Below are 25,125 nucleotides of genomic sequence, written 5' to 3' on the forward strand. Positions count from 1 at the left end.
GTGGGGGAGGGTGGCCGACGTCTCTACTCGGGACAGCCTTCCGGTACGGTCGACCAACTCCGGGCTCTGCGGCGCAACGCGACGGACGCCGAAAAGCATCTGCGCCGCGCGCTTCGGGAAGCATTTCCCGATCGCAAATGGCGGTTTCAGGCGCCGGTCGGCCCGTTCCGTGTCGACTTTCTGTGCTTCGCAGAACGGCTGGTGATCGAGGTCGATGGTGGCCAGCACGGTCCCAACGACGCGTCCCGCACCCGGTTGATCGAACGCGAAGGCTATCGCGTCATTCGTTTCTGGAACAACGACGTGCTTCAGAATGTCGAAGGAGTCATTGCGGCAGTTCGAAACTCCCTCTCCCATCGGGAGAGGGAAGGGGCCCGTTGCGTCAGCAACGGGAAGGGTGAGGGCGACGCGTCCGGCCACCCTCACCCTTCCGCGGCTTCGCCGCTCCCTCCCTCTCCCGATGGGAGAGGGAAAGGCGTGCGCGATGCCTAAATCACTCGGCCTCTTCTTCGAACGACAGGGCGTTCGCGCCGGTGGCGCTCAGGCGGACCTTGTCGCCTTCGATCGCGGCGACCAGGCCGAGCGGGAGCGTGTGGTGGTGCCCCTCGTGCGATCCTTCGCCGCTGTCGGCCTTGGTGAGCTTGATCTTGTCGCCCTCGACCCGGTCGACGGTGCCGACATGGACGCCGTCGGCGCCGATCACTTCCATATGTTCCTTGATCTGGCTCGCATCGGTCATGGTTGGTCTCCTTGCTGGATTCCGGGGCACAACGCCGGATGCGGGCAAATCGATGCACGCGCGAACAGGAGGATTTCATGACGCGTACCCGCACCCTGATCGCGCTCGGCGCGCTCGTCCTGCTCGCCGCCTGCGCCAGCCAGGCGCCGTCGGGCGTCGCCCCGGACTCGCCGGGATTCCTGCTGGGCCTGTGGCACGGGTTCATCTTCCCGGTCGCCTGGTTCCTCAGCCTCGTGATGCCCGATGTCGCGGTCTATGCCGTGCCCAACAATGGTGGCTGGTATGATTTCGGCTATTTCATCGGCATCTGCTTCCTAGGCGTCGGCGCGCATCGTACGCGGACCCGCATCGTCTATCGCGACCGCCCGGCGCGGCGCGGCACGGTGATCGACCACGAATGAGCCGCGGGCTGATCCTGATGGCCGGCATGGCCGGTGCCGCGGGGACCGCCGGACTGACCGCACTGGTCCGCCCGGACGCAGCGCGGCGCGTGCTGCGCCTGCCCGCGCGCGCAGAAACTACCTATGCGCTGCGCATCGGCGGCATGATGTTCTTCGCGCTCGGAGTGTTGCTCGGCGGTTTCGCCGCGATGGCGCAGATCTTCGGAGCCGCCGCATGACGCGTCGCCGGCCCGCCCCGCTTCAGACCCTTGCGGCAGCGCCTTCCATGGCAGGCGCTGCCCTCTCTCCCCATATCCCGTTCGCCCAGGAGTAATCCCATGCCTCTTCTCGAAGCCCGCAAGCAGTATAAGCCGTTCGAATATCCCTGGGCCTATGACTTCTGGAAGCGCCAGCAGCAGATCCACTGGATGCCGGAGGAAGTGCCGCTGGGCGAGGATTGCCGCGACTGGGCGCAGAAGCTCGACGCGACCGAGCGCAACCTGCTGACCCAGATCTTCCGCTTCTTCACCCAGGCGGATGTCGAGGTGCAGGACTGCTATCACGAGAAATACGGCCGGGTGTTCAAGCCGACCGAGATCAAGATGATGCTGGCCGCCTTCTCCAACATGGAGACGGTGCACATCGCGGCGTACAGCCACCTGCTCGACACGATCGGCATGCCCGAGAGCGAGTATGGCATGTTCCTCGAATATTCCGAGATGAAGGACAAGCACGACTATCTGCAGCGCTTCACCGTCGACACCGACGAGGATATCGCGCGCACCCTGGCGATGTTCGGCGGCTTTACCGAGGGGCTTCAGCTGTTCGCCAGCTTCGCGATGCTGATGAACTTCCCGCGCTTCAACAAGATGAAGGGCATGGGCCAGATCGTCAGCTGGTCGGTGCGCGACGAGAGCCTGCACTGCGAAGGCATCACCCGCCTGTTCCATGCCTTCGTCAAGGAGCGCAACTGCCTGACCAAGGCGGTGCGCGAGGACATCATGGACGTGTGCCAGACCACCGTCCGGCTGGAGGATGCCTTCATCGATCTCGCGTTCGAGCAGGGCCCGGTGCCCGGCATGACGCCCAAGGAGATCAAGAAATATATCCGCTACATCGCCGACTGGCGCCTGGGCCAGCTGGGCTTCAAGCCGATCTACATGATCGAGGAACACCCCCTGCCCTGGCTCGCCCCGCTGCTGAACGGCGTCGAGCATGCGAACTTCTTCGAACAGCGGGCCACCGAATATTCGAAGGGCGCGACCCGCGGCAACTGGAACGAGGTGTGGGAGAGCTTCGACAAGCGCCAGAACGCCAAGGCGGAAAAACCGGCGAACGAGGACGCGACCGGCGGGGACGACATGTTCTCGAAGGCGGGAATCGCCGCGGAGTGACCGAGAATGGGGGATCGACTTCGGTCGGTCCCCTCTCGCTCAGTCGCCGACCTCCGGACGCGGCAAGGGCCTGTCGCTTCCCCATGACTGGATCCAGCGCTTCACCGCTTCATGGCTGATGAAACGACCTGATGCTACATCGGCCTCGGCGCGGGCGTCGGGGCAGTCGGTTTCCTGGTTGTGATGATCCATCATTCCCTCCCTCCGCCTCGGTCGACAGTTTCATCGACCTCCACACCAGATCCACAATCCTCCCGCTCGACCAGCGCATCGTAATCGGTGCCCGGACCGATCAGGTGCGCGCCGAGGAAGTCGTGGCGCCAAGCCGCGGGGTGGAAGCCGCCGGCGAACATCGCGCGCAGTTCGGCTGCCTTGCGCTCGCGCCATTCGGGCAGCGTCGCGGTCGCGGTGACGCGGCGGCCGACCGGGCGGTAATCGCCGTTGAGAAGCGCGGGCCACATCCTGCGCACGGTCGCCTTGACCGCATCCTCGCGGTCCCAGCCCATCGGCAGATAGGGGATCATGTCGAGCGCAGTTTCATAGCGGGTGCAGTCGATGCGCGGATCGGCCTCGAAGGCTTGGGCAAACGCCTCGTTGCCCGCCCGGGCAGACCCGAAGGTCGCGACCTCGATCGGCAGGTCGGGCCAGGTCCGCGCCGCGCGCCACGCGAACAGGTTGGCGAGCGCCCCGCCCTTGCTGTGCCCGGTCAGGACCAGGCGGCGCGGTCCGCCCTCGGCCAGCAGCGCCTCGACCACCTGTTCGAGCCCGGGACCATCGGCGCTGTCGTTCCACAGGCGGCAGAGCGACTGGGCAAAGCCGCGATGGACGCGGCCCGGCCAGTCGGGATGCGGCCGGCACGACGCCGCGCCGTTATTGGCCCAGTCGAACATCACCTCGAGCGCCGTGTGCAGGCTGCCGATCGGGGGCAGCGTCCCGCGAAAGGCGATGACGATGCCCTGCGGCATGCGCCCGGCCAGCGCCACGTCGATCGTCGCGCCCCAGGGCGGCACGCTGCGCTCGATCCGCAGCGGTTCCGCCAGCCAGTCGCAGCGGCGCGGATCGACGATGTGCGAGTAGCTGGCACCGCAGGCGAGCAGCAGTTGATGCGCGAGATGACGATCCATGCCCCGTCCTTCGACCATGACCGCGCCCGCTTCGCAAGCGGAGGAGATCAGAGCGAGATCATCGAGCAGGATCTGCGCGTCGCCGGCGCGCAGCGCTGAAGTCCGGATCGGGGGCGTCGCACCAGGGCTGGCGCCGCCCGGTCCAGCGCCGGGCCAGCCCTTCCTCGACCAGCGTTGCGCCGAGCGATTCGCCGTCCCGGGTCACGATCCTGAGCTTGCGGCCATAGCGGTCGGTCGCGCGGCCCTTCACCTCCAGCGTGACCGGGCCGGCGTTGAGCAGCGCCTGCAGCCGCTTCGTCGCCGCCTCGCCCAGCCGCTTTTCCTCGGCACAGCGCGGCGGATGGGTTTCGGGTGCGTCGATATCGGCGATGCGGATCTTCTCGCCGTGCATCCAGATCGTGTCGCCATCGACGACGCAGTTGGTCCCGCCGCCGGTGTGGCAGAAGCCGAACCGCAACCGCTCGCCGTCATCGGCACTGAAGATCGCCAGCGACGGGCCGGGCAGGCCCGTCACCCCGCCCCAGCCGATGATCCCCAGTCCCGCCGCAAAACTGCCCAGCAGGAGCCACCCGAACTTGCGTAACGCCACTCGCATCGGCGGAGCGATAGCAGGCTGGCCGGGAAAATGGTGCTAAAGCACCATAAATCGAAAAAATGCCGATTTCACCCGCAGTCGCGTCCGTTCCGGAGAGGATTGGATCCGCGGCCGGCATTGACCGCGATAGGCTGGCGCGCATGAGCGAGACAGCCACGAGATGCGATCATCGCTGCGCCCATTGCGGGGCGAGCGACGTGACCCGCGAAGCCTGGGCGCAGTGGGACCGACGCCGCCAGGACTGGACGGTGCGCGAGGTGTTCGACTTCGCCTTCTGCCACGCCTGCCACCGCCAAACGCAGGTCGAGATCAGCCCGATCGGCTGAGCCCTCCCCGGGGCCCGCAATGGGCGGCGACGCCTCGGAGACCGGGTGACAAATCGCAAGAAGGCGGTTTTCGACCGGCACCGGGTCACTCCCCCACCCGGCCACCCAACTTCACTATTCTATGGGTGGTCGGGTGGGGGAGCGGGCCAGTGCCGCAATGCGCCGACAGGCGCATTCTCGAACGGTGCTTCAGCCCTCGACGCCCAGTTGCCACAGGACGAATGCCATTTCGTCGGCGGCCTCCCTCAGGCTTTCCCAGCGGCCCGACTTGCCGCCATGCCCCGCGCCCATATTGGTCTTGAGCAGCAGCACATTGTCGTCGGTCTTGGTCGCGCGCAGGCGGGCCGCCCATTTGGCGGGCTCCCAATAGGTGACGCGAGGATCATTGAGCCCGCCCGAGATGAACATCGGCGGATAGTCCTGGGCCTTGACGTTGTCATAGGGCGAATAGGAGCGGATCAGCTCGAACGCCCTGGCATCCTCGATCGGATTACCCCATTCGGGCCATTCGCCCGGCGTCAGCGGCAGGCTGTCGTCGAGCATGGTGTTGAGCACGTCGACGAACGGCACGTCGGCGACCACCGCGCCCCACAGTTCCGGGTCCGAATTGACGACCGCGCCCATCAGCTCGCCGCCCGCCGATCCCCCGGCGATGGCGATGCCGCCTTCATGGCTGAAGCCCTGGGCGATCAGCCCGCGCGCGACATCGACGAAATCGGTGAAGGTGTTGGTCCGCTTCTCCAGCTTGCCGTCATGATACCATTGCTGGCCCAGATCGTCGCCGCCGCGGATATGGGCGATGGCAAAGGCCATGCCGCGATCGAGATAGGACATGCGGCTGGTCGAGAAGCCCGGCGGGATGGCGATGCCATAGGCGCCATAGGCATAGAGATAGAGCTTGCCCGTCCCGTCGCGCGGGAAGTCCTTGGGATAGACGACCGACACCGGCACCAGCGTGCCGTCGCGCGCGGCGATCTTCAGCCGCTCGGTCCGGTATTTGTCGGGGTCATAGCCGCTGGGGATGGTCTGGACCTTCAGCACCTTCAGCGCGCCGGTCGCGACGTCGTAGTCGTACACGGTGCCGGGCGTGACCATCGACTGATAGCCGATGCGCAGCTTCTTCATGTCATATTCGGGATTGTCGCCAAGGCCAGCGACATAGCTCGCCTCGGGAAAGGCGATCCGCTGCGGAGGCAGGTCCGGCGGGTAGCGGTGCAGGTCGATCTGATCGAGCCCGTCCTCGCGCCCCTCGACGATGAAATAGTCGGCGAAGCAGGCGACACCGGTCATGTAGAAATGCTCGGACGGCGCGATCCGCTCGGTCCATTCGCCCGGCGCGGTGATCGGCGCGGTCACCAGCCGCCAGTTGGTGTGCGTGTCATTGGTGTGGATGAACAGGGTGCCGTCATGCTCGTCGACATCATATTCGCGCCCGGTCTTGCGCGGCGCGACGCACAACAGCGGCGCCGACGGATCGTTCGCCGGCAACAGATAGACTTCGCTGGTGACATGATCGCCGGTCGAGACGATCAGCCATTTGCGCGACTGGGTCTCACCCACCCCGACGCGGAAGCCCTCGTCCGCTTCGTGGAACAGCTCGACATCCTGCTCGACCGGCTGGCCCAGCCGGTGCCAGCGCACCCGGTCGGTCCGCCAATTGTCGTTGACCAGCGCATAGAGGAAGCCCCCCGAATCCTCGGTCCAGATCAGCTCCGACAGCGTGCCGGGAATGACATCGGGCAGATGCTCGCCGCTCTCGATATCCTTGACGCGGGTCTCGAACCGCTCCGAACCATTGTCGTCGATCGCATAGGCGAGCATCCGTCCGTCGGGGCTGACGCTCAGCGCGCCGAGGCGGAAATAGTCCTTGCCCTGTGCCAGCGCCGGCTCATCGAGGATCAGCTGATCGGCACCGCCGGCCACCGGCTTGCGCCACCAGCGGCGATATTCGCCGCCCACTTCGTGATCGCTCCAGTAGAGCCAGTCGCCGTCCTTTTGCGGGACCGTCGCCTCGTCCTCCTTGATGCGCGCGCGCATCTCGTCGAACAGCGTGTCGGACAACGGCTTCAGCGGGGCCATCACCGCCTCGAAATAGGCATTCTCCGCTTCGAGATAGGCGAGCACGTCCTTGTCGGTGACCTCGGGGTAACCGGGATCGCGCAGCCAGGCCCAGGGATCCTCGATGGTGACGCCGTGACGGGTATAGCTGTGCGGGCGGGTCGCCGCGACGGGCGGCTTGGGGAGGTCGTTCATCGCACCGACCTAGCGACGCGATGCGGGTCCTGTCGAGCGTTCAGGCGGCGGCGCGCACGCCCTCATGCGCCAGCAGGAACGCCTTGGCCTCCAGCCCCCCGGCAAAACCGGTCAGCGCCCCGCCGGTGCCGATCACCCGGTGGCACGGCGCGACGATCGAGATCGGGTTGCACCCGTTGGCGGCCCCCACGGCGCGCGATGCGCTCGGCCGACCGATCTGGCGCGCGATCTGGCCATAGCTGCGCGTCTCGCCGAACGGGATCGTCAGCAGCGCAGACCAGACCTGTTTCTGAAACGCGCTGCCGCGGAAATCGAGCGGCAGGTCGAACGCGGTCCGCCTGCCCGCAAAATAGTCGCTTAGCTGGCGCGCCGCCTCCGCCAGGACCGGATGGTCGGGGATCTCGTCCATCGCGCCCAGCCGCACCCGCCCGTTGCGGTCGTTCTCCCACAGGATCGCGACCAGCCCGGCATCGCTCGCGACCAGCTTCAGCGCGCCCACCGGCGAGGGGATCGTCGTGAACATCAGGGTCATCGTCCAGCTCCTTTCGAACGATGCGATAGCGGGTCGCCCCCGCCGCCGCGTCCCGTCGCTTGCGCCCAAAGCGCCTCGCGCCATTTATCGCGCCGGCTGGCCCGCCACGCCGGCCGGCCCGGCATGGCGCGCCAGCCGCTGCCAGGTCCGCTCGGGAATCTCCAACGTACCGCGATCGGCGGTGCCGAAATGGAGGCGCACATATCGCCGGAATAGGAAGCGGCCGGTGACGGGCTCGACCCGAATCTCGCGCCAGGGCACGAGGAACGGCCGGCAGAAGGGACCGAACAGGCGGAGGATGCGCAGCCGCAGTCCCGTGCGGGTAGCGGCCAGGCCGAGAACGCCGCTCATCTGGAGCATTGCGTTCAGCACGCCCGATTGGAAATGCAGGGACAGCAGGGCCGGCTCGTCTCGATCGGGGTAGAGATCCTGCAGGTCTTCCCACCCGGATTTCCAGGCGAGCAGCTTGGCGACGCCCAACCACATGCAGACGAAGAAGACGGGAAAGACATAGGGAAACCAGTCCATCAGCTGCGTTTCGTCCACCGGTCCCTCCCTCGCGTTCGGCCTGTTCTACAGCGCGCAAATCTGCCAGAGAAGCGGGATGCGCAGGTCCCGTCCCGTTCCGCCGCAGCGTTCGCGCCGGCAAGGACGATGGGGTGTTCGGGACCGTCCGCTTATGGTCCACTGAACCGCAGGTTTTTGACATGTCTTCCTATGCCGACCGCCTTTCCGCCCTTCGCGAACAGTTGAAGCACGACCGTCTCGACGGCTTCGTGGTGCCGCTGACCGACGAGCATATGTCCGAATATGTCGGCGCCTATGCCCAGCGGCTGGGCTGGCTGACCGGGTTCCAGGGATCGGCGGGCACCGCGGTGGTGCTGCCGCAGGAAGCGGCGATCTTCACCGATGGCCGCTATACGCTGCAGGTGCGCCAGCAGGTGTCGGGCGATCACTGGGCGTACGTCGCCGTCCCCGCGACCAGCGTCGCCGGCTGGCTGGGCGAGCATGTCTCCGATGGCGGGCGGATCGGATACGACCCGTGGCTGCACACCCGCGCCTGGGTCGAGGAAGCGCGCAAGGCGCTGGCCGAGAAGGGCGCCGAACTCGTCGCGGTCGAGCGCAATCCGATCGACGCGGTGTGGGACGACCGCCCCGCCCCCTCGCCCGACACGCTGGCGGTGCAGAGCGACGCCCATGCCGGCAAGTCGTCGGCGGCCAAGCGCGCCGAGATCGCCGACTGGCTGCATGAGCGCAAGGCGGACGCCGTGGTGCTCTCCGCGCTCGATTCGATCGCCTGGGCATTCAACATCCGCGGCAGCGATGTCAGCCACACGCCGGTCGCGCTCGCCTATGCCATCGTCAATTCGGACGGCACCGCCGACCTGTTCGTCGCTGGCGAGAAGATGACCGACGAGGTCGCGCAGCATCTGGGCAACGCCATCCGCGTTCATGAGCGCAGCGCGTTCGCGCCCGCGCTGGAGGCCCTGAAGGGCAAGCGCGTCGCCGCCGATCCCGAGCGTGCGGTCGCCGCGATCTTCGATTCGCTCGACGCGGGCGGGGCGAAGATCCTTCAGCTGCGCGATCCGGTGGTGCTGGCCAAGGCGCTGAAGAACCCGGTCGAGATCGCCGGCCACCGCGCCGCCCAGGCACGCGACGGCGCCGCGCTCAGCCGCTTCCTGCGCTGGTTCGAGGCGACTGCGCCGCAGGGCGGGCTGACCGAATTGTCGTGCGAGGACAAGCTCGAGGACTTCCGCCGCGAGACCGGGCTGCTCAAGGACCTCAGCTTCTCGACCATCTCCGCCACCGGGCCGCACGGCGCGATCCCGCATTACAAGGCGACCGAAGAGAGCAACCTGCCGGTCGAGCTCGGCCAGCTCTATCTGGTCGATTCGGGCGGACAATATGCCGACGGCACGACCGACGTGACCCGGGTGATGCCAGTGGGCGAACCGACGCAGGAAATGCGCGACCGCTTCACCCGCGTGCTGAAGGGCCATATCGCGATCGCGATCGCGACCTTCCCGGCCGGCACCACCGGCGCGCAGCTCGACGGTTTCGCGCGTCGCCCGCTGTGGGAAGTCGGGCTCGATTATGCGCATGGCACCGGCCACGGCGTCGGCTCCTATCTGTCGGTCCATGAGGGTCCGCAGCGAATCGCCCAGCCCTTCTATCCGGGCGGACAGGCGCTGGAGCCGCTGCGTGTCGGCATGTTCCTGTCGAACGAGCCCGGCTATTACAAGGCAGGCGATTTCGGCATCCGCATCGAGAATCTGGTGCTGGTGATCGAGAAGGAGATCGCCGGCGCCGAACAGACGATGCTGGGCTTCGAGACGCTGACCTTCGCGCCGATCGAGCGCACGCTGATCGAAGCGAGCCTGCTCAGCGCCGAGGAGCGCGCCTGGCTCAACGCCTATCACGCCCAGGTGCTGGCGATTCTCTCTCCCCAGATGGAGGCCGAGGACCTGGCCTGGCTCGAGGCCAAGTGCGCCGAAATCTAGTCGCGCGCCGGCGCCTCGCCTTCGGGCGGGGTGCCGGCCTCGGGCGAGTCGTCGATCGCGCGGACTTCGCGTGCCTGCACCTTGCGACGCCGCAGATTGGCGCGCAACGCCTCGGCCAGACGGGCCTGTTTTTCCGAATTGCTCATGCGGAAAGCGATAAACCGCGAAACATCTGGTTGACAATCGGGGGGTCCCCTGCACATAGGCCCCTCCCCGCAGGTTCCGACCCGCGAGTGCTGCCGTAGCTCAGTGGTAGAGCGCATCCTTGGTAAGGCTGAGGTCGTGAGTTCAATCCTCACCGGCAGCACCATTTCTTCAGACAGATCGACGAATTCGACCTCCCCCTTGGGGGACCGCGCTTCTGCGCGCCCCGGTTCGACACCCGTCTGGTGCCACCGAATCGGGTAGCCCTTTGCCGCCCCACCCTGTCGGCGAATGGCATTTGATCGGCCAATCACCTTGAACTTGCGTCAAAATCGCCGATAGGCATCCGGCAGTCGATCGTTTCAACCGGAGAACGCATGACCGCCGCATCCCGCGCGCCCAAGTCCAAGCTCGATCTGCGGGTGGGGATCGGCCTGTTCGTCGTCATCCTGTTCTTCCTGGGCAGTGGAACGCTCGCCTATCGCAACATCAGCATGCTCCGCGCGGACGCGGCGCGGATCCAGCACACGCACGAAGTGATCATCTCGCTCGAGCGACTGATGTCGACGATGCAGGATGCCGAGACCGGGCAGCGCGGGTTCCTGCTCACCGGTGACGACCGGTATCTGGCTCCCTATGAGGAAGCGGTCTCGTCGCTCGAGCCCAGGCTGGACGCGATCGCCGCCCTGACCCGCGACAATCCCGGCCAGATCGCACGACTGACGACGCTGCGTCGCCACGCCCAGGCCAAGCTGGCCGAACTGGCCGAGACGATCAATACGCGCCGCTCCGAGGGCGAGGCGGCGTCGCGGGCGATCGTCAACACCGATCGCGGTAAGGTCGAGATGGACGGCATCCGCGACCAGCTCAGCCAGATGCAGCAGGAAGAGACGCGGCTGCGCCAGGAGCGCATCGCGGAGATGGACGTCGCCTATGCCACGGCATGGGTGAGCAGCATCCTGACCGCATTGCTGGGCGTGCTGATCACGGTGATCGTCGGTCTGCTGGTGCGCCGCGCCGCGGCTGCGCGCAATCGCCAGCAATGGCTGCAGACCGGTCAGGCCGACCTGTCGGCGGCGATGCTGGGCGACCAGCAGAGCGGCGTGCTGGGCGAAAATGTCCTGTCGTTCCTGTCCCAGTTTCTGGGCGCACATGGCGGCGCGGTCTTCTCGCGCGACGGTGCCAGCTTCGAGCGGGTGGCGACGCTCGGCGTGCCGGCGGGCGCAACCATAGTCGACCGCTTCGCCGCCAATGACGGGCTGCTGGGTCGCGCGGTGGCGGACAAGCGCCAGAGCCTGATCGACGACGTGCCCGAGGGCTATCTGACGATCGGCTCGGGGCTCGGCCAGGGCCAGCCGCGTCACCTGACCATCTCGCCCGCGGTCGCCGATGGCGAGGTGCACGGCGTCATCGAGCTCGGCTTCCTCCAGCCGGTCAGCCCGCTGACGCTGCAGTTCCTTGAGGAAGCCTCGGCCGCGATCGGCGTCGCGCTGCGCTCGGCGCGCTTCCGCACCGAGTTGCAGAACCTGCTCGAGGAAACGCAGCGCCAGTCGGAGGAGCTGCAGGTCCAGAGCGAGGAGCTGCGCGTCTCGAACGAGGAACTGGAGGAGCAGAGCCGCGCGCTGAAGGAGTCGCAGGCGCGGCTGGAACAGCAGCAGGTCGAGCTGGAACAGACCAACGCCCAGCTGGAGGGACAGGCCCAGCTGCTCGAGGCGCAGCGCGACGATCTGGAACGCGCCAATGTCGAGGTCGAACGCAAGGCGCGCGAGGTCGAGCAGGCGAGCCGCTACAAGAGCGACTTCCTGGCCAATATGTCGCACGAGCTGCGCACGCCGCTCAATTCGCTGCTGATCCTGTCCAAGCTGCTGGGTGACAATCCCGCCGGCAACCTGAGCGACGAGCAGGTCAAATATGCCCGGACAATCCATTCGTCGGGCAACGACCTGCTGACGCTGATCAACGACATTCTCGACCTGTCGAAGATCGAGGCCGGCCATGTCCAGATCCAGCCCGAGACGGTGTCGCTCGACCGGGTGGTCGGCGACATGCGCCAGCTGTTCCAGCCGCTGGCGGGCGAGCGCGGGCTGGAATTCCAGATCGTACCGGATGCCGGCGTGCCCGACACGATCGACACCGATCGCCAGCGGCTCGACCAGATCCTCAAGAACCTGCTCTCCAACGCGTTCAAGTTCACCGAGCAAGGCAAGGTGTCGCTCGAAATCCGGCGCGACGGCCGCGACCATCTGGCCTTCACCGTCGCCGACACCGGCATCGGCATTTCCGAGGAACAGCAGCGCGGCATCTTCGAGGCGTTCCGCCAGGCCGACGGCACGATCAGCCGCAAATATGGCGGCACCGGCCTCGGCCTGTCGATCTCGCGAGAGCTTGCCCGGCTGCTGGGCGGCGTCATCTCGCTAGAAAGCACGCCCGGCAAGGGCAGCCGCTTCACCCTCACCATCCCGCTTGCGATCGACGCGGACGCCCTGCCCGAGGCGAAGCCGAGCGCCCCCGCATCGCATCTGCCCGCCCCGCCGCGCGAGGTTTCCACGCCGACGAAGCTGCAGCTGCGCCGCCGCGTCGATGACGACCGCGACGTGCTGGACAGCGCCGAGCGCGTGCTGCTGGTGGTCGAGGACGATGCCAGCTTCGCCAGCATCGTGCGCGACCTGGCGCACGAGATGGGGTTCAAATGCCTCGTCGCCGGCACCGCCGAGGAGGCGCTGTCGCTCGCCCGGCAGTATCAGCCGAGCGCGGTCGTGCTCGACGTCGGCCTGCCCGACCAGTCGGGGCTGGCGGTGCTCGACCGGCTGAAGACCGATGTCGCGACGCGGCACATCCCGGTTCATGTCGTCTCGGCCAGCGACCATGCCCAGACTGCGCTGTCACTCGGCGCGATCGGTTATCTGGTGAAGCCGGTGAAGCGCGAGGATCTGGCCGATGTGCTCGGTGCGCTGGCGGCGAAGATGGACCGCAAGGTGCGTCGCGTGCTGATCGTCGAGGATGACGAGGTTCAGCTCGACGCGGTGGCGCAACTGCTGGGATCGGCCGATGTCGAGACCGTCGGCGCGCGCACCGCGGCGGAGTGCATCGAAAAGCTCGAATCGGACGTGTTCGACTGCATGGTGCTCGACCTCAGCCTGCCCGACGCATCGGGTTTCTCGCTGCTCGAGCAGCTTCGCGAGGAGGGCGGCCACAGCTTTCCGCCCGTCATCGTCTATACCGGCCATGACCTGTCGCCTGACGACGAGCAGCGGCTGCGGCGTTATTCGGATTCGATCATCATCAAGGGCGCGCGGTCGCCCGAGCGATTGCTCGACGAGGTGTCGCTGTTCCTCCACCGCGTCGTGACCGAAATGCCGCCCGAGCAGCAGAAGATGATCCAGCAGGCGCGCAACCGCGACGCGATCCTGGAGGGGCGCCGGATCCTCATCGTCGAGGATGACGTCCGCAACATCTATTCGCTGACCAACATCCTCGAACCGCGCGGCGCGACGATCGAGATCGCCCGCAACGGGCGCGAGGCGATCGACGTGCTCGACCGCTCGGCGCAGGACGGTGGCGCGAAGATCGACCTGGTGCTGATGGACGTGATGATGCCGATCATGGATGGCCTGACCGCCACCCGCCACATCCGCGAGGACACCCGCTGGAAGAAGCTGCCGATCATCACCCTGACCGCCAAGGCGATGCCCGACGACCAGCAGCGCTGCATCGAGGCGGGAGCGAGCGATTACATGGCCAAGCCGATCGACGTCGACCGGCTGCTGTCGCTCGTCCGGGTCTGGATGCCGCGGTGAGTCAGGCATGAGCGACAGCATCGACGATATCGAGATCCGGTTGCTGCTGGAGGCGCTGTACCAGCGCTATCATTACGACTTTCGCAGCTATGCCCAGGCGTCGATCCGCCGCCGGCTACGCCAGGCGCGCCAGCAGCTCGGCTTCGCGACCTTTTCGGCGATGCAGGAACGGCTGCTCCATGACGAGAGCTTCCTGCAGACGATGCTGGGCTATCTCACCGTCCAGGTCAGCGAATTCTTCCGCGACCCGAGCTATTTCCGCGCGATCCGCGAGCAGGTGATTCCGCGGCTGCGCACCTATCCCTCGCTCAAGATCTGGATCGCCGGCTGCAGCACCGGCGAGGAACTCTATTCCTTCGTCATCCTGTTCCGCGAGGAAGGACTGGAGGATCGCACGATCTTCTACGCGACCGACATCAATCAGGATGCGCTCGATGCCGCCGGTCGCGGGATCTATGCGCTCGACCGGATCAAGGGGTTCACCGAGAATCACCGGCAATCGGGCGGCAAGTCGTCGCTCTCCGACTATTACACCACCGCCTATGGCGGCGCGGTGTTCGACAAGAGCCTGCGCGAGCGGGTCGTCTTCTCCGACCACAGCCTGGTGACCGATGCGGTGTTCGCCGAGATGCAGCTGATCTCGTGCCGCAACGTGATGATCTATTTCGACCGAGAGTTGCAGGACCGGGCGATCGGCCTGTTTCGCGATTCGCTGGCGCGCGGCGGGCTGCTCGGGCTGGGATCCAAGGAAAGCCTGCGCTTCTCGCGCCACTCGGCCGCTTTTGCCGATTTCGTGCGGACCGAGAAACTCTATCAGAAGGTCGACGCATGAGCGCCGTACGCGCCGTCGTCATCGGCGCCTCGGCCGGCGCGGTCCAGGCGCTGTCCGAGCTGCTGCCGGCGCTGCCCGCCGATTATCCGCTGCCGGTGCTGGTCGTGGTCCATGTGCCCGCGGACCGCAGCAATTTCCTGGCACCCTTGTTCCAGCATAAATGCCGGATCGCGGTGCGCGAGGCGGAGGACAAGGAACCGGTCGCCCCCGGCACCGTCTATTTCGCGCCGGCCGATTATCATCTGATGGTCGAGGATGACGGCACGCTGTCGCTGTCGAACGATCTGCCGGTGCATCATTCGCGGCCGTCGATCGACGTGCTGTTCGAAAGCGCCGCCGACGCCTATGGCCCGGAGGTGATCGGTATCATCCTGACCGGCGCCAATGCCGACGGCGCCGACGGCCTGAAGGCGATCGTCGACGCCGGCGGCGTCGCGATCGTCGAGGCGCCCGACAGCGCCTATGCCGACGCGATGCCGCGCGCCGCGATCAGATCCTGTCCATCCGCATCGGTCCTGACCCTGGAGGCGATCGCATCCCATCTCGTGAAAGCAGGCACGCCGTGAACCGAAAGCTGGGCCCCGTTCACTTCCTCCTGGTCGATGATCTGGAAGAGAATCTGCTCTCGCTGGAGGCGCTGCTCGCGCGCGAGGATATCGTGCTGCTGAAGGCGCGCTCGGGCGACGAGGCGCTGGAGCTGCTACTGAGCCACGACGTCGCGCTGGCCCTGCTCGATGTGCAGATGCCCGACATGAACGGCTTCGAGCTCGCCGAATTCATGCGCGGCAACGAGCGCACGCGTCATATCCCGATCATCTTCGTCACCGCCGGCACCGCCGACAGCCAGCGGCGCTTCCGCGGCTATGAGGCCGGCGCGGTCGACTTCATCCAGAAGCCGATCGAACCCGATGTCCTGCGCAGCAAGGCGGAGGTGTTCTTCGACCTGTATCGCCAGCGCCAGCTGCTGGCCGCGCATCGTGATGAACTGGAAGCGGCGACCCGGTCGCTGATGGAAGCCGATCGGCGCAAGGACGAGTTTCTTGCCGTGCTCGGCCATGAACTGCGCAATCCGGTCGCCGCGCTGCTCGCCGGCTTCCACCTGATGCGCAAGAAGCGCGACGACCCCGAGCGGACCGAGATCATCCACGAACAGATGGGGCGCCAGCTGACGCATCTGTCGCGGCTGATCGAGGATCTGCTCGACCTGTCCCGGATCAGCGAGGGCAAGATCTCGCTGCGCACCGAACGGATCGAACTGGACACGATCCTGCGTTCGGCGATCGAGGCAAGCCAGCCGAATCTCGACGCCGCCGGTCACGACTTTTCCACCCGTCTGCCCGACGAGCCGATCTGGCTGGAGGCCGATCACACCCGCATCGCGCAGGTGGTGTCGAACCTGCTCAACAATGCGGCGAAATATACCCCCTCGGGCGGGAAGGTCCGGCTCGCCGTCGTCCCGCGCGAGGGCCAGGTCGATATCGTCGTGGAAGACAATGGCGTCGGCATTCCGCCCGCGATGCAGTCGCGCATATTCCAGATCTTCACCCAGGTCGAAGGGCACCGCGACTTCGCGGCCGGCGGGATGGGCGTGGGACTGGCGCTGGTGAACCAGCTTGTCTCGTTGCATGGCGGTTCGATCGCAGTGGCAAGCGAGGGCGATGGCAAGGGGAGCGTCTTCACCGTAACGCTGCCGCTGGCGCTCAAGTCCCAGCCTGTAGAGGCGGAAACCGGGCAGGCTCTGAGCTGATCCCTAAGCTTCCCCATATCCCCGGAATGCAGGCATCGGTACGGCTGTGGAACAGATCGGCCGGTCGTGCATTTCAGGACCGGCGCGGAACTACTGGACGTATCGTTCGGTTATTGCGGATCCCGGGCCAACCGCCTGTGCTCCGTAGAATGATCTAACGTCGGAAGTCGCTCAGTCTTGGCTCATCCCTCCCCCCTCCAGGCCCCGGTGGTCCTCGTCGTAGAAGACGAGCCGCTGCAGCGCATGCTGGCGGTGGACCTGGTCGAGGATGCCGGATTCGTCGCGATCGAAGCGGAAAATGCCGATGTCGCGATGCTGACGCTCGATCATCGCTCGGACATCCAGGCGGTCTTCACCGATATCGACATGCCGGGCAGCATCGACGGGCTGAAGCTGGCCGCCTGCGTGCGCGATCGCTGGCCGCCGATCGAGATCATCGTGACCTCGGGCAAGGCCGCGCGCGCCCCGGCAGAGCTGCCCATGGGCAGCGTGTTCCTGCCCAAGCCCTATGATCCCGGCCGGCTGACCACGCTCCTGCGCGAGATGGTGACGCACAGGCGGGCAAAGGAAAAGGCGACCGGCTGACAGCGCTATCGCCGTCCCCTCTTGCCAATATGGGCTCGGGACGCGACGCTTGCCCTAACATCATCGCGCTGTCGGGGGACGCATCATGCACATTCGCGAGGACGATCTGTCGGATCCGCAGACCCAGGCGCTGCTGCATCTGCATCTGACCGGCATGGCCGAAACCTCGCCGCCGGGCCACAGCTTCGCGCTGGACCTGACCGGGCTGCGCGCACCCGGCGTGACCGTATGGAGCATATGGGACGGCGATGCGATCTGCGGGATCGGCGCGCTGAAACAGCATGATGCGGCGATGGGCGAGGTGAAATCGATGCGGACCCATCCCGATCATCTGCGTCGGGGCGTCGCCGCACTGCTGCTGGAGCATATCCTGTCGGTCGCGCACGAGCGCGGCGTGTCCCGGATCAGCCTGGAAACCGGAAGCGGTCCGGCATTCGAGCCCGCGCTGGCGCTGTATCGCCGCCGCGGCTTCGTCAGCGGCCCTGCCTTTGCCGACTATGTCGCCAGCCCGTTCAACCAGTTTCTCCACCTCGATCTGGAGTCCGCACCCGCGCGGTGAGGGCTCGGCCAGCGATGGTTTCGTCACGCAGCGGTTGCGCCTGCCGGACGCTTCGCCGATGAGACGGGCAACCAGAGCCTATCGGAGTGCCCATCATGAAGACCCGCGCCGCAGTCGCTTTCGAAGCGAAGAAGCCGCTCGAAATCGTCGAGCTCGACCTCGAAGGGCCCAAGGCGGGCGAGGTGCTGGTCGAGATCATGGCGACCGGCATCTGCCACACCGACGCCTATACGCTCGACGGGTTCGACAGCGAGGGGATCTTCCCCTCGGTCCTGGGACATGAAGGCGCGGGCATCGTCCGCGAGGTCGGCGCCGGCGTCACCAGCGTGGTGCCGGGCGACCATGTCATCCCGCTCTACACCCCCGAATGCCGCCAGTGTAAGTCGTGCCTCAGCGGCAAGACCAACCTGTGCACCGCGATCCGCGCGACCCAGGGCAAGGGGCTGATGCCCGACGGCACCACCCGCTTCAGCTACAAGGGTCAGCCGATCTTCCATTATATGGGCTGCTCGACCTTCTCCAACTTCACCGTGCTGCCCGAGATCGCGGTGGCGAAGATCCGCGAGGACGCGCCGTTCAAGACCAGCTGCTATATCGGCTGCGGCGTCACCACCGGGGTCGGCGCGGTGGTCAACACCGCCAAGGTCCAGGTCGGCGACAACATCGTCGTGTTCGGGCTGGGTGGGATCGGCCTTAACGTGCTGCAGGGCGCGAAGATGGCGGGCGCCAATCGCATCATCGGCGTCGACATCAACCCGGACCGCGAGGAATGGGGTCGCAAGTTCGGCATGACCGACTTCATCGACGGCCGCGGCAAGTCGCGCGAAACGGTGATCGCCGAGATCCTGGCGCTGACCGATGGCGGCGCCGACTATACCTTCGACTGCACCGGCAATACCGAGGTGATGCGCACCGCGCTGGAGGCATGCCATCGCGGCTGGGGCACCAGCATCATCATCGGCGTGGCCGAGGCGGGCAAGGAAATCTCGACCCGGCCGTTCCAGCTCGTCACCGGCCGCAACTGGCGCGGCACCGCGTTCGGCGGCGCCAAGGGCCGGACCGACGTGCCGAAGATCGTCGACTGGTACATGAACGGCAAGATCGAGATCGACCCGATGATCACCCATGTCCTCAGCCTGGACGAGATCAACAAGGGCTTCGACCTGATGCATGCCGGCGAGAGCATCCGCTCGGTCGTCGTCTACTGATCCGCGCTCGGGCCCGCCGGGTCGGCGGGCCTTACATCTTCGATCCGGCGTCAGCCTTGCCTTGCACGAGGTAAGGGTCGCTTGACTTATGTCGCGAATCGCTGTCTTATTGTCAGCGTCACCTGACATATGGTCAGTGGATGGCGACAAGCGCGGGGCAGATGGTGCGGAACCGATTGAAGGTCCTGAGAGCGGAACGCGACTGGAGCCAGGCGGAGCTTGGCGGCCGGCTCGGCGTGTCGCGCCAGGCGGTCAACGCGATCGAGACGGGGAAGTACGACCCCTCGCTGCCGCTCGCCTTCCGCATCGCCCGACTGTTCGACCTGGCGATCGAGGAGATTTTCGATGACTCGGAATGAGCGGGGCATGGCCGGCGCTCAGGGCGAAGGCGAGCGCGCCCTGCAGGCCCGCAAGCGCAAGGTGGCGGGCAGCGTGATCCTGCTCATGCTGGGCGGCGCCGTTGTCGGCTTCGCCGCGAGCGTGGGCAGCGGCGGCGCCTCGTTGTTGACTGCGCCCATGGCGCCATGGCTGGCGATTGCGGCGACGGTCGTGCTGATCGTCACGCTGAGCTGGGGAAGCTGGCGCTTCTTCCAGGTGGTCGACGAAGTCGAATTGCGCGACAATTACATCGCGAGCACCTTCGGTCTCTACGCCTATATCTCGGTCTATTTTTCCTGGTCGCTGCTCTGGCGCGGCCAGCTGCTGCCCGAACCGCAGCATTTCGCGCTGTTCTGCATCACCATGGTGTTCACGCTCCTTGCCTATCTGTGGATGAAATTCCGGCCGTGAGGCCGTTTGAGAAGGGGAAAATCAGGATGTTGAAGAAACTGCTCGTCTCTGGCGCGGCCCTTGCCTTCGCCTTTGCCGGTGCGCCCGCGGTCGCACAACAGGCTGCACCGGCGGCGCCGGCCGCGGCCACCCGCGACGCCGATCCCGCCCTGTGGGTCGTCAAGGACGACGACACCACCATCTATCTGTTCGGCACCATCCATGTGCTGAAGCCCGGCCTCAGCTGGTTCGACGAGGGCGTGAAGGCGGCGTTCGACAAGAGCGACACGCTGGTCCTCGAACTGATCCAGCCCGAGCCGGCAGTCGCCGCCGCCGCGGTCCAGAAGTTCGGGATGAACCCGACGGGTCCTGCGCTGACCGAACAGCTGCCGGCGGACAAGCGCGCAGCCTTTACCGCGGCGATGGCAGGCACCGGGATGCCCGCACAGGCGTATGACCGGTTCAATCCGTGGTTCGCATCGCTGATCCTCACGGTCAGCGCGCTGCCCAAATACGGCTTCGATCCCAATCAGGGTGCCGAGAAGGTCCTGACCGACGCAGCCACCTCCGCGGGAAAGAAGATCGAGGCGCTGGAGACGATGGAACAGCAGCTCGGCTTTTTCGGGAGCCTGTCGCAGCCTGTGCAGATCAACTATCTCGTCACCACGATCGACCAGCTGCCCCGCACGGGTGAAATGCTGAACATGATGGTCGAACGCTGGGCTGCGGGCGATCCCGACGGCCTTGCCACCATCATGAATCAGGGCATGACCGAGCTTCCCGAGGTGACCAAGGCCGTGCTGACCGACCGCAACGCCACCTGGGCGAACTGGGTCGAGAACCGATTGAAGACGCCGGGGACGGTCTTTGTCGCGGTCGGGGCCGGCCACCTCGCCGGCAAGGACAGCGTCCAGGACTTCCTGGCCAAGAAGAAGCTGAAGGCGACGCGCGTCGCCTATTGAGGCAACGGGAGGCGGGGCCGGTCCGTTAGGCGGGACCGGCTTCGCTCTTTCCTGCCTGGCTCCCGCCCTATTCCAGGTCGAGCTGCCACACCGGGTCATTGCCGCGGATCTGCCCACCGCCGCGGCGACGCTCATATTCGGTGCGCGCGGTGAAGCGGATGTCCTCGTCGCGGTCGGTCAGGAAGCCCTGCAGGCTCTCGTCCTCGATCGCGGTCCATTCCTTGCCGCGGTCGGGACCGTAGCGGACGCGCGGCAGCAGGCCCGGCAGCTTCGACCATTCGATCAGCTGTGCGACGCTCGCCTCGTTCAGCATGTCGCGCAAATGGTGCGCGGTGACATAGGCATCTGGGAAGGCGCGGTGCGCGGGCAGCCCGCGCTCATGGTCCAGCCCCTCGGGCTTGCGCCAATAGCGCAGCACCTGGTTCGAGAAGCTGGGACTGTCCTGCCACAGCCGCAGTGCGCATTTCCAGGTGCAGATCCAGTCGGCACCGCGGGTCAGCGCGGGCGTGCAGAACTGCTCCTCGAAGCTCGCCCGGTGCGCGGCCAGCGCGATGCGCCGCGGCCAGGGGTCGAGGATCGGGCGCGCGACGTCATGCCACCAGGGCGCGTCGGCGACATCCTCGTCGCGAATATGGTGGATCGCGGTGGTGATCGGCGACATCGGCCGGCCGGGATTGACCAGCTGGTTGCCGCCCTCGCCCATCAATTCCCAGCGGCCGTCCGCGCCTAGCGCGACATCCTGCCAGCCGATCTCGCACACGCCGTGTGCGGGCGGGGCGCTTCCGGTGGTTTCGAGGTCGATGACGCGGATGATCGAGGGCTGGCGCGAGGACATTAGCGCCGATGTGGGCGCTAATGCCGCGGAATGCCAGCCCCGATCAGCGGTTCTGGCTCAGTGCCCCGCCTGCGGGCCACGCTCCAGCCCGCTTGCCGCCAGCTGCGCATCGATCTGCGCCAGCAACCGGTCGAGCGCGTCCTGGCTCTTGGCCTCGGCGCGCGCCACCAGCACGTCCTGGGTGTTCGACGCGCGCAGCAGCCACCAGCCGTCGGGCGTGTTGACCCGCGCACCGTCGGTGCGATCGACATCGGCGCCCTCGGCCTCCAGCCGTGCCAGCACCTCGTCGATCACCGCGAACTTGCGGCTTTCGTCGACCTGGAAGCGCATCTCCGGCGTGTTGACCATCGCCGGCATCGCGTCCTTGATCTCGTTCATCGTCTTGCCGATGACATGGACCGCCTGGATCAGCCGGACCGCCGCATATTGCGCGTCGTCATAGCCATAATAATCCTGCGCGAAGAAGATGTGGCCGCTCATCTCGCCCGCCAGCGGCGCGCCGGTTTCCTTCATCTTGGTCTTGATCAGGCTGTGGCCCGTCTTCCACATCAGCGGCTGGCCGCCCAGCTCCGCTATACGATCGTACAATGCCTGGCTGGCCTTCACGTCCGCGATGATCGTGGCGCCCGGTTCCTGGCGCAGCACCGGTTCGGCAAGGATCGACAGCAGCTGGTCGCCCCAGATCACCCGGCCCTGGCCATCGATCGCGCCGATCCGGTCGCCATCGCCGTCGAAGGCGAGACCGAAGTCGAGATTTTTCTCCGCGACCAGCTTCTTGAGGTCGGCGAGGTTCTTTTCCTCGGTCGGATCGGGATGGTGATTGGGGAAATTACCGTCGACATCGGTGAACAGCGTGTGGTGCTCGCCCGGCAGCTGCGCCACCAGCTTCTCGATCACCGGGCCGGCCGCGCCGTTGCCCGCGTCCCAGCCGATGCGATAGGCGCCGCCGGCATAGCCTGCCAGCAGCCGCCCGACATAATTGTCGACGATGTCGAAATCGGTCACCTCGCCGCGCGTCTCGGCCTCTTCCCAGTCGCCGTCGGCGGCCATCCGACCCAGCTTCTGGATGTCCTCGCCGAAGAAGGGCAGGTGCTGGAACACCATCTTGAAGCCGTTGTAATTGCCCGGATTATGGCTACCGGTGATCTGGATGCCGCCGTCGACCTCCAGCGTCGCCTCGGCATAATAGAGCTGCGGGGTCGGGCCCATGCCGGTGCGCACCACGTCGCAGCCCGATGCGGTCAGACCGTCGATCAGCGCTTCCTCGAGCATCGGCGACGACAGGCGGCCGTCGCGGCCCACCGCAACCCGGGTGCCGCCGGCGCGCCGCAGCAGCGTCGCGAAGCCGCGGCCGATCGCCCGGGCATCTTCCACACCCAGCGTCTCGCCGACGATTCCACGGATGTCATACTCGCGCAAAGACGTCGGATCGAAATTGTGGGTCATAGAATCTCCTGGGGGAAGCTTGTCGGCCTAATCCGTGAACGCCCGTTTAGTTTCAATTGCGAGTGCGTAACAAGCTGTCGCGCGCCGCGTTGATGCGCCCGGTCAGTTCGGCCGATCCACCCTTGTCGGGATGCAGCGCGCTGATCAGGCGTCGATGCGCGGCGCGGATCGCATCGGCATCGGCATCGGGGCCGACGCCCAGGATCGCTCGCGCCTCCGCCTCGCGGACTGCAGCCTCAGACGGCTTGCGCCTGGCCGGCTTTTTGGCGGGCTTGCTGAAGAACAGATACCAGACCGCGCCGATGATCAGCGCCGCCAATATGGCCTTGCCCATGACCGGTCCCTCAGGCGGGCAGCGGCAGGGCGGGCTCGGGCAGCGCCAGCCCGGCCATCATCTCGCGCAGTTCCTGGCGCGCCGCGACATGGCTGAGCGCCATGCTGCCGAACTCCCCGGAGTCGAGCATGGTCAGCCCCTGCGGGAACATCTCGCGATACACCACGCGCTCGGACAGGCCCGAGATCACGCGAAAGCCAACCCGCTTCGACAGCTGGTCGATCGCCTCGGACACGCGCTTCATGTTGCGCGCTTCGATATGCTGGAGCCGGTTGCGCAGCACCACCCAGTCGATCGTCTCGCCGTCACTCTTGGCGCGGCGCTTGCGCGATTCCCAGATCAGCTCGGAATAGAAGCTGGGGCGCGAGACGCGGAACGTCTCGGGGTCGACCTGACCGATCAGGTCGAAGTCGACGAAACTGTCGTTCATCGGGGTGACCAGCGTATCGGCATTGGTCACCGCGATGCGCGCGAACTTGTCGTCGCGTCCCGGCGTATCGATCACCAGGAAATCGGCACCGTCGCCCAGCCGTTCCAGCGAGGTGGCGAAGGCCTCCATCGTCTCGCCGTCATGCGTTTCGTAGCGCGGCATCGGCAGGGTGCGGCCCGAGCGGCGGATCGTCTCGGCGCGGTTGTCGAGATAGCGGCCCATGGTGCGCTGGCGATGATCGAGATCGAAGCAGGACACACGGGCGCCCTTCGCCGCGAGCGCGATGGCAGTATGCACCGCCGTCGTCGACTTCCCCGTCCCGCCCTTTTCATTGGCGAAGACGATCACGTGCAATCGGTTCGATCCGTCGGCCAAGCCTGACATCCTTTGTTGATCGCGCTGCCCTCCCCCCATAGAAGGCCGCCCCTGTCTCATATCGAAAGAGCTAACGCGTGCAAACCGTCCGTCAGTTGGAAGCCCTCAGAGAAGCGGTCGCCGCGTTCCGCGCAGCGGGCGAGCGCGTCGCGCTGGTGCCGACGATGGGCGCGCTGCATGCCGGCCATATGGCGCTGGTCGAGGCGGCCCGCCGCCAGGCCGAGCGGGTCGTCGTGTCGATCTTCGTCAATCCCAAGCAGTTCAGCCCCAATGAGGATTTCGACCGCTATCCACGCAGGGAAGCGACGGATTCGGCGATGCTGAAGCAGGGCGGCGTCGACCTGTTGTGGCTGCCCCCGGTCGAGGCGATGTATCCGCAAGGCTTCGCGACCAACATCTCGGTCTCGGGCGTCAGCGAATTGCTGGACGGCGCAGCCCGCCCCGGCCATTTCGACGGCGTCGCGACAGTGGTCGCCAAGCTGTTCAACCAGGTCCGCCCCGATGTCGCGCTGTTCGGCGAGAAGGATTTCCAGCAGCTGGCGGTCGTCCGCCGCATGGCGCAGGATCTGGACTTGGGCGTCGAGGTCATCGGCGTGGTGACCCAGCGCGACGATGACGGGCTCGCTTTGTCCTCGCGCAACGCCTATCTGATGCCCGAGGATCGCGCCAAGGCGATCGCCCTGCCCCGCGCGCTGGGCGCGGCGGCGCGGACGATCGAGGAGGGCGGCGATGCCGTCGCGGCGCTGGCCCAGGCGCGCGACACGATGACCGCGGCCGGGTTCGAGGTCGACTATGTCGAACTGGTCGATGCCGACACGCTGGGCACGCCCGAGCGCGATCGGCCCGGCCGGCTGCTGGCCGCCGCACGGATCGGCACGACCCGGCTGATCGACAATATCCCGGTCAGTCTCGCGCGATTGGGCGATGCCGCCTGATCCTCAGCGCCGGAACATCCTGACCGCGACCAGTGCAGTCACCAGGCCGACCGCGGCGCCGATCGCCATCGCGTAGATCAGGAAGAACACGAAGGCGAAGATCACCATGCCCACCGTGCCGCCCGGCTCGGGCGGGGCCGGCAGCGACAGCGTATAGGCGGTGGCGACCACGAACAGGAGGATCGCCACGAGCGGTGCGCTCATCGTCGCCAGGACGACCTGCAAGCCGTAGGACATGGCCGGACGGCGCGCCGTGATCCATTTCGCGGCGATCAGCGTCACCACGACCGCCCCCGCGGCCATGCCCAGGATGCCCTCCATCGA

At 66.5% G+C, this 25,125-nt stretch carries 30 protein-coding genes and 1 tRNA gene; 18 read left to right on the plus strand and 13 right to left on the minus strand.

The genetic code is table 11. The annotated features are described in order from the left end of the window. Window positions 1-492 carry an endonuclease domain-containing protein gene (locus ACZ1H8_RS05000; protein ID WP_465180259.1) on the plus strand — a complete coding sequence of 164 codons (492 nt, stop codon included), beginning with the start codon at window positions 1-3 and terminating at the stop codon, window positions 490-492. Window position 493: 1 nt separating this feature from the next. Here ACZ1H8_RS05000 and ACZ1H8_RS05005 read toward each other — a convergent pair whose 3' ends face one another. Then, a complete protein-coding gene (locus tag ACZ1H8_RS05005; RefSeq protein ID WP_346247141.1) occupies window positions 494-739 on the minus strand; it encodes a DUF2171 domain-containing protein in 246 nt (81 codons plus the stop codon). 77 nt (window positions 740-816) lie between these two features. Between ACZ1H8_RS05005 and ACZ1H8_RS05010 the strand changes: the two genes are divergently transcribed. The 3 genes from ACZ1H8_RS05010 (at window position 817) to ACZ1H8_RS05020 (ending at window position 2,513) form a co-directional block, all read left to right on the plus strand. Beyond that, on the plus strand, window positions 817-1,140 hold the full coding sequence (locus tag ACZ1H8_RS05010; protein ID WP_465180260.1) for a hypothetical protein: 324 nt from the start codon (window positions 817-819) through the stop codon (window positions 1,138-1,140). Further along, window positions 1,137-1,358, plus strand: a complete 222-nt coding sequence (locus ACZ1H8_RS05015; protein WP_465180261.1) for a hypothetical protein — start codon at window positions 1,137-1,139, stop codon at window positions 1,356-1,358. Before ACZ1H8_RS05010 ends, ACZ1H8_RS05015 begins: the two co-directional genes overlap by 4 nt. A gap of 99 nt (window positions 1,359-1,457) precedes the next feature. Next, window positions 1,458-2,513 carry a ribonucleotide-diphosphate reductase subunit beta gene (locus ACZ1H8_RS05020; protein WP_465180262.1) on the plus strand — a complete coding sequence of 352 codons (1,056 nt, stop codon included), beginning with the start codon at window positions 1,458-1,460 and terminating at the stop codon, window positions 2,511-2,513. 39 nt (window positions 2,514-2,552) lie between these two features. Here the strand turns inward: ACZ1H8_RS05020 and ACZ1H8_RS05025 are convergent, their stop codons facing one another. Genes ACZ1H8_RS05025 through ACZ1H8_RS05035 form a run of 3 tightly spaced genes read right to left on the minus strand, consistent with a single transcriptional unit; the run spans window position 2,553 to window position 4,232 of the window. Continuing rightward, entirely contained in the window at window positions 2,553-2,708 is a 156-nt protein-coding gene (locus tag ACZ1H8_RS05025) for a hypothetical protein (protein ID WP_465180263.1), read from the minus strand. Further along, a complete protein-coding gene (locus ACZ1H8_RS05030; RefSeq protein WP_465180264.1) occupies window positions 2,705-3,637 on the minus strand; it encodes a lipase family protein in 933 nt (310 codons plus the stop codon). Before ACZ1H8_RS05030 ends, ACZ1H8_RS05025 begins: the two co-directional genes overlap by 4 nt. A gap of 58 nt (window positions 3,638-3,695) precedes the next feature. Then, entirely contained in the window at window positions 3,696-4,232 is a 537-nt protein-coding gene (locus ACZ1H8_RS05035) for a thermonuclease family protein (RefSeq protein WP_465180265.1), read from the minus strand. A gap of 197 nt (window positions 4,233-4,429) precedes the next feature. Between ACZ1H8_RS05035 and ACZ1H8_RS05040 the strand changes: the two genes are divergently transcribed. After that, window positions 4,430-4,558, plus strand: a complete 129-nt coding sequence (locus ACZ1H8_RS05040) for a hypothetical protein (RefSeq protein ID WP_465180266.1) — start codon at window positions 4,430-4,432, stop codon at window positions 4,556-4,558. Window positions 4,559-4,747: 189 nt separating this feature from the next. On the opposite strand, the gene ACZ1H8_RS05045 is transcribed toward ACZ1H8_RS05040, so the two are convergent. The 3 genes from ACZ1H8_RS05045 to ACZ1H8_RS05055 form a co-directional block, all read right to left on the minus strand. Beyond that, complete coding sequence (locus tag ACZ1H8_RS05045) at window positions 4,748-6,811, minus strand: S9 family peptidase (RefSeq protein WP_465180267.1); 2,064 nt, start codon at window positions 6,809-6,811, stop codon at window positions 4,748-4,750. 40 nt (window positions 6,812-6,851) lie between these two features. Further along, entirely contained in the window at window positions 6,852-7,343 is a 492-nt protein-coding gene (locus ACZ1H8_RS05050) for a methylated-DNA--[protein]-cysteine S-methyltransferase (RefSeq protein ID WP_465180268.1), read from the minus strand. Window positions 7,344-7,427: 84 nt separating this feature from the next. Continuing rightward, on the minus strand, window positions 7,428-7,889 hold the full coding sequence (locus ACZ1H8_RS05055; RefSeq protein WP_465180269.1) for a hypothetical protein: 462 nt from the start codon (window positions 7,887-7,889) through the stop codon (window positions 7,428-7,430). Window positions 7,890-8,050: 161 nt separating this feature from the next. On the opposite strand from ACZ1H8_RS05055, the gene ACZ1H8_RS05060 reads away from it, so the two are divergent. Then, a complete protein-coding gene (locus ACZ1H8_RS05060) occupies window positions 8,051-9,844 on the plus strand; it encodes an aminopeptidase P family protein (RefSeq protein WP_465180270.1) in 1,794 nt (597 codons plus the stop codon). On the opposite strand, the gene ACZ1H8_RS05065 is transcribed toward ACZ1H8_RS05060, so the two are convergent. Then, on the minus strand, window positions 9,841-9,990 hold the full coding sequence (locus ACZ1H8_RS05065) for a hypothetical protein (protein ID WP_465180271.1): 150 nt from the start codon (window positions 9,988-9,990) through the stop codon (window positions 9,841-9,843). The two genes, ACZ1H8_RS05060 and ACZ1H8_RS05065, sit on opposite strands and share 4 nt — an antisense overlap. An 89-nt stretch (window positions 9,991-10,079) precedes the next feature. On the opposite strand from ACZ1H8_RS05065, the gene ACZ1H8_RS05070 reads away from it, so the two are divergent. From ACZ1H8_RS05070 to ACZ1H8_RS05120, 11 genes are all read left to right on the plus strand, one after another. Further along, window positions 10,080-10,154 (plus strand) — tRNA-Thr (locus ACZ1H8_RS05070). A 211-nt stretch (window positions 10,155-10,365) separates the two neighbouring features. Then, the gene (locus ACZ1H8_RS05075) at window positions 10,366-13,785 is read left to right on the plus strand and encodes a response regulator (protein ID WP_465180272.1); all 3,420 of its coding nucleotides are present in this window, start codon (window positions 10,366-10,368) and stop codon (window positions 13,783-13,785) included. A 7-nt stretch (window positions 13,786-13,792) separates the two neighbouring features. Next, complete coding sequence (locus tag ACZ1H8_RS05080) at window positions 13,793-14,617, plus strand: CheR family methyltransferase (protein WP_465180273.1); 825 nt, start codon at window positions 13,793-13,795, stop codon at window positions 14,615-14,617. Continuing rightward, window positions 14,614-15,183 carry a chemotaxis protein CheB gene (locus tag ACZ1H8_RS05085; protein ID WP_465180274.1) on the plus strand — a complete coding sequence of 190 codons (570 nt, stop codon included), beginning with the start codon at window positions 14,614-14,616 and terminating at the stop codon, window positions 15,181-15,183. Before ACZ1H8_RS05080 ends, ACZ1H8_RS05085 begins: the two co-directional genes overlap by 4 nt. Further along, entirely contained in the window at window positions 15,180-16,364 is a 1,185-nt protein-coding gene (locus ACZ1H8_RS05090; RefSeq protein WP_465180275.1) for a hybrid sensor histidine kinase/response regulator, read from the plus strand. Before ACZ1H8_RS05085 ends, ACZ1H8_RS05090 begins: the two co-directional genes overlap by 4 nt. A gap of 207 nt (window positions 16,365-16,571) precedes the next feature. Next, window positions 16,572-16,949 (plus strand): response regulator, encoded by a 378-nt coding sequence (locus ACZ1H8_RS05095; RefSeq protein WP_465180276.1) that lies wholly within the window; start codon window positions 16,572-16,574, stop codon window positions 16,947-16,949. An 85-nt stretch (window positions 16,950-17,034) separates the two neighbouring features. Further along, window positions 17,035-17,508 (plus strand): GNAT family N-acetyltransferase, encoded by a 474-nt coding sequence (locus ACZ1H8_RS05100; protein WP_465180277.1) that lies wholly within the window; start codon window positions 17,035-17,037, stop codon window positions 17,506-17,508. 95 nt (window positions 17,509-17,603) lie between these two features. Next, window positions 17,604-18,716 (plus strand): S-(hydroxymethyl)glutathione dehydrogenase/class III alcohol dehydrogenase, encoded by a 1,113-nt coding sequence (locus ACZ1H8_RS05105; protein ID WP_465180278.1) that lies wholly within the window; start codon window positions 17,604-17,606, stop codon window positions 18,714-18,716. Window positions 18,717-18,880: 164 nt separating this feature from the next. Beyond that, on the plus strand, window positions 18,881-19,075 hold the full coding sequence (locus tag ACZ1H8_RS05110; RefSeq protein WP_465181344.1) for a helix-turn-helix transcriptional regulator: 195 nt from the start codon (window positions 18,881-18,883) through the stop codon (window positions 19,073-19,075). Further along, on the plus strand, window positions 19,062-19,505 hold the full coding sequence (locus tag ACZ1H8_RS05115) for a hypothetical protein (RefSeq protein ID WP_465180279.1): 444 nt from the start codon (window positions 19,062-19,064) through the stop codon (window positions 19,503-19,505). Before ACZ1H8_RS05110 ends, ACZ1H8_RS05115 begins: the two co-directional genes overlap by 14 nt. A gap of 26 nt (window positions 19,506-19,531) precedes the next feature. Further along, window positions 19,532-20,446 carry a TraB/GumN family protein gene (locus tag ACZ1H8_RS05120; RefSeq protein WP_465180280.1) on the plus strand — a complete coding sequence of 305 codons (915 nt, stop codon included), beginning with the start codon at window positions 19,532-19,534 and terminating at the stop codon, window positions 20,444-20,446. Window positions 20,447-20,513: 67 nt separating this feature from the next. Here ACZ1H8_RS05120 and ACZ1H8_RS05125 read toward each other — a convergent pair whose 3' ends face one another. Genes ACZ1H8_RS05125 through ACZ1H8_RS05140 form a run of 4 tightly spaced genes read right to left on the minus strand, consistent with a single transcriptional unit; the run spans window position 20,514 to window position 23,866 of the window. After that, window positions 20,514-21,281, minus strand: coding sequence for an exonuclease domain-containing protein (locus ACZ1H8_RS05125; protein WP_465180281.1), 768 nt, complete (start codon window positions 21,279-21,281; stop codon window positions 20,514-20,516). A 57-nt stretch (window positions 21,282-21,338) separates the two neighbouring features. Further along, a complete protein-coding gene (gene pgmG / locus ACZ1H8_RS05130) occupies window positions 21,339-22,727 on the minus strand; it encodes a phosphoglucomutase/phosphomannomutase PgmG (protein ID WP_465180282.1) in 1,389 nt (462 codons plus the stop codon). 52 nt (window positions 22,728-22,779) lie between these two features. After that, the gene (locus ACZ1H8_RS05135; RefSeq protein WP_465180283.1) at window positions 22,780-23,061 is read right to left on the minus strand and encodes a DnaJ domain-containing protein; all 282 of its coding nucleotides are present in this window, start codon (window positions 23,059-23,061) and stop codon (window positions 22,780-22,782) included. A 10-nt stretch (window positions 23,062-23,071) separates the two neighbouring features. Next, window positions 23,072-23,866, minus strand: a complete 795-nt coding sequence (locus ACZ1H8_RS05140; RefSeq protein ID WP_465180284.1) for a division plane positioning ATPase MipZ — start codon at window positions 23,864-23,866, stop codon at window positions 23,072-23,074. A 77-nt stretch (window positions 23,867-23,943) separates the two neighbouring features. Here ACZ1H8_RS05140 and panC point away from each other — a divergent pair, with 77 nt between their 5' ends. Next, on the plus strand, window positions 23,944-24,801 hold the full coding sequence (gene panC / locus ACZ1H8_RS05145) for a pantoate--beta-alanine ligase (RefSeq protein WP_465180285.1): 858 nt from the start codon (window positions 23,944-23,946) through the stop codon (window positions 24,799-24,801). Between the two features lie 3 nt (window positions 24,802-24,804). Here panC and ACZ1H8_RS05150 read toward each other — a convergent pair whose 3' ends face one another. After that, the gene (locus ACZ1H8_RS05150) at window positions 24,805-25,122 is read right to left on the minus strand and encodes a hypothetical protein (protein WP_465180286.1); all 318 of its coding nucleotides are present in this window, start codon (window positions 25,120-25,122) and stop codon (window positions 24,805-24,807) included. Between the last annotated feature and the right edge of the window lie 3 nt (window positions 25,123-25,125).

Source organism: Sphingomonas sp. BL-S-25 (genome assembly GCF_055521555.1).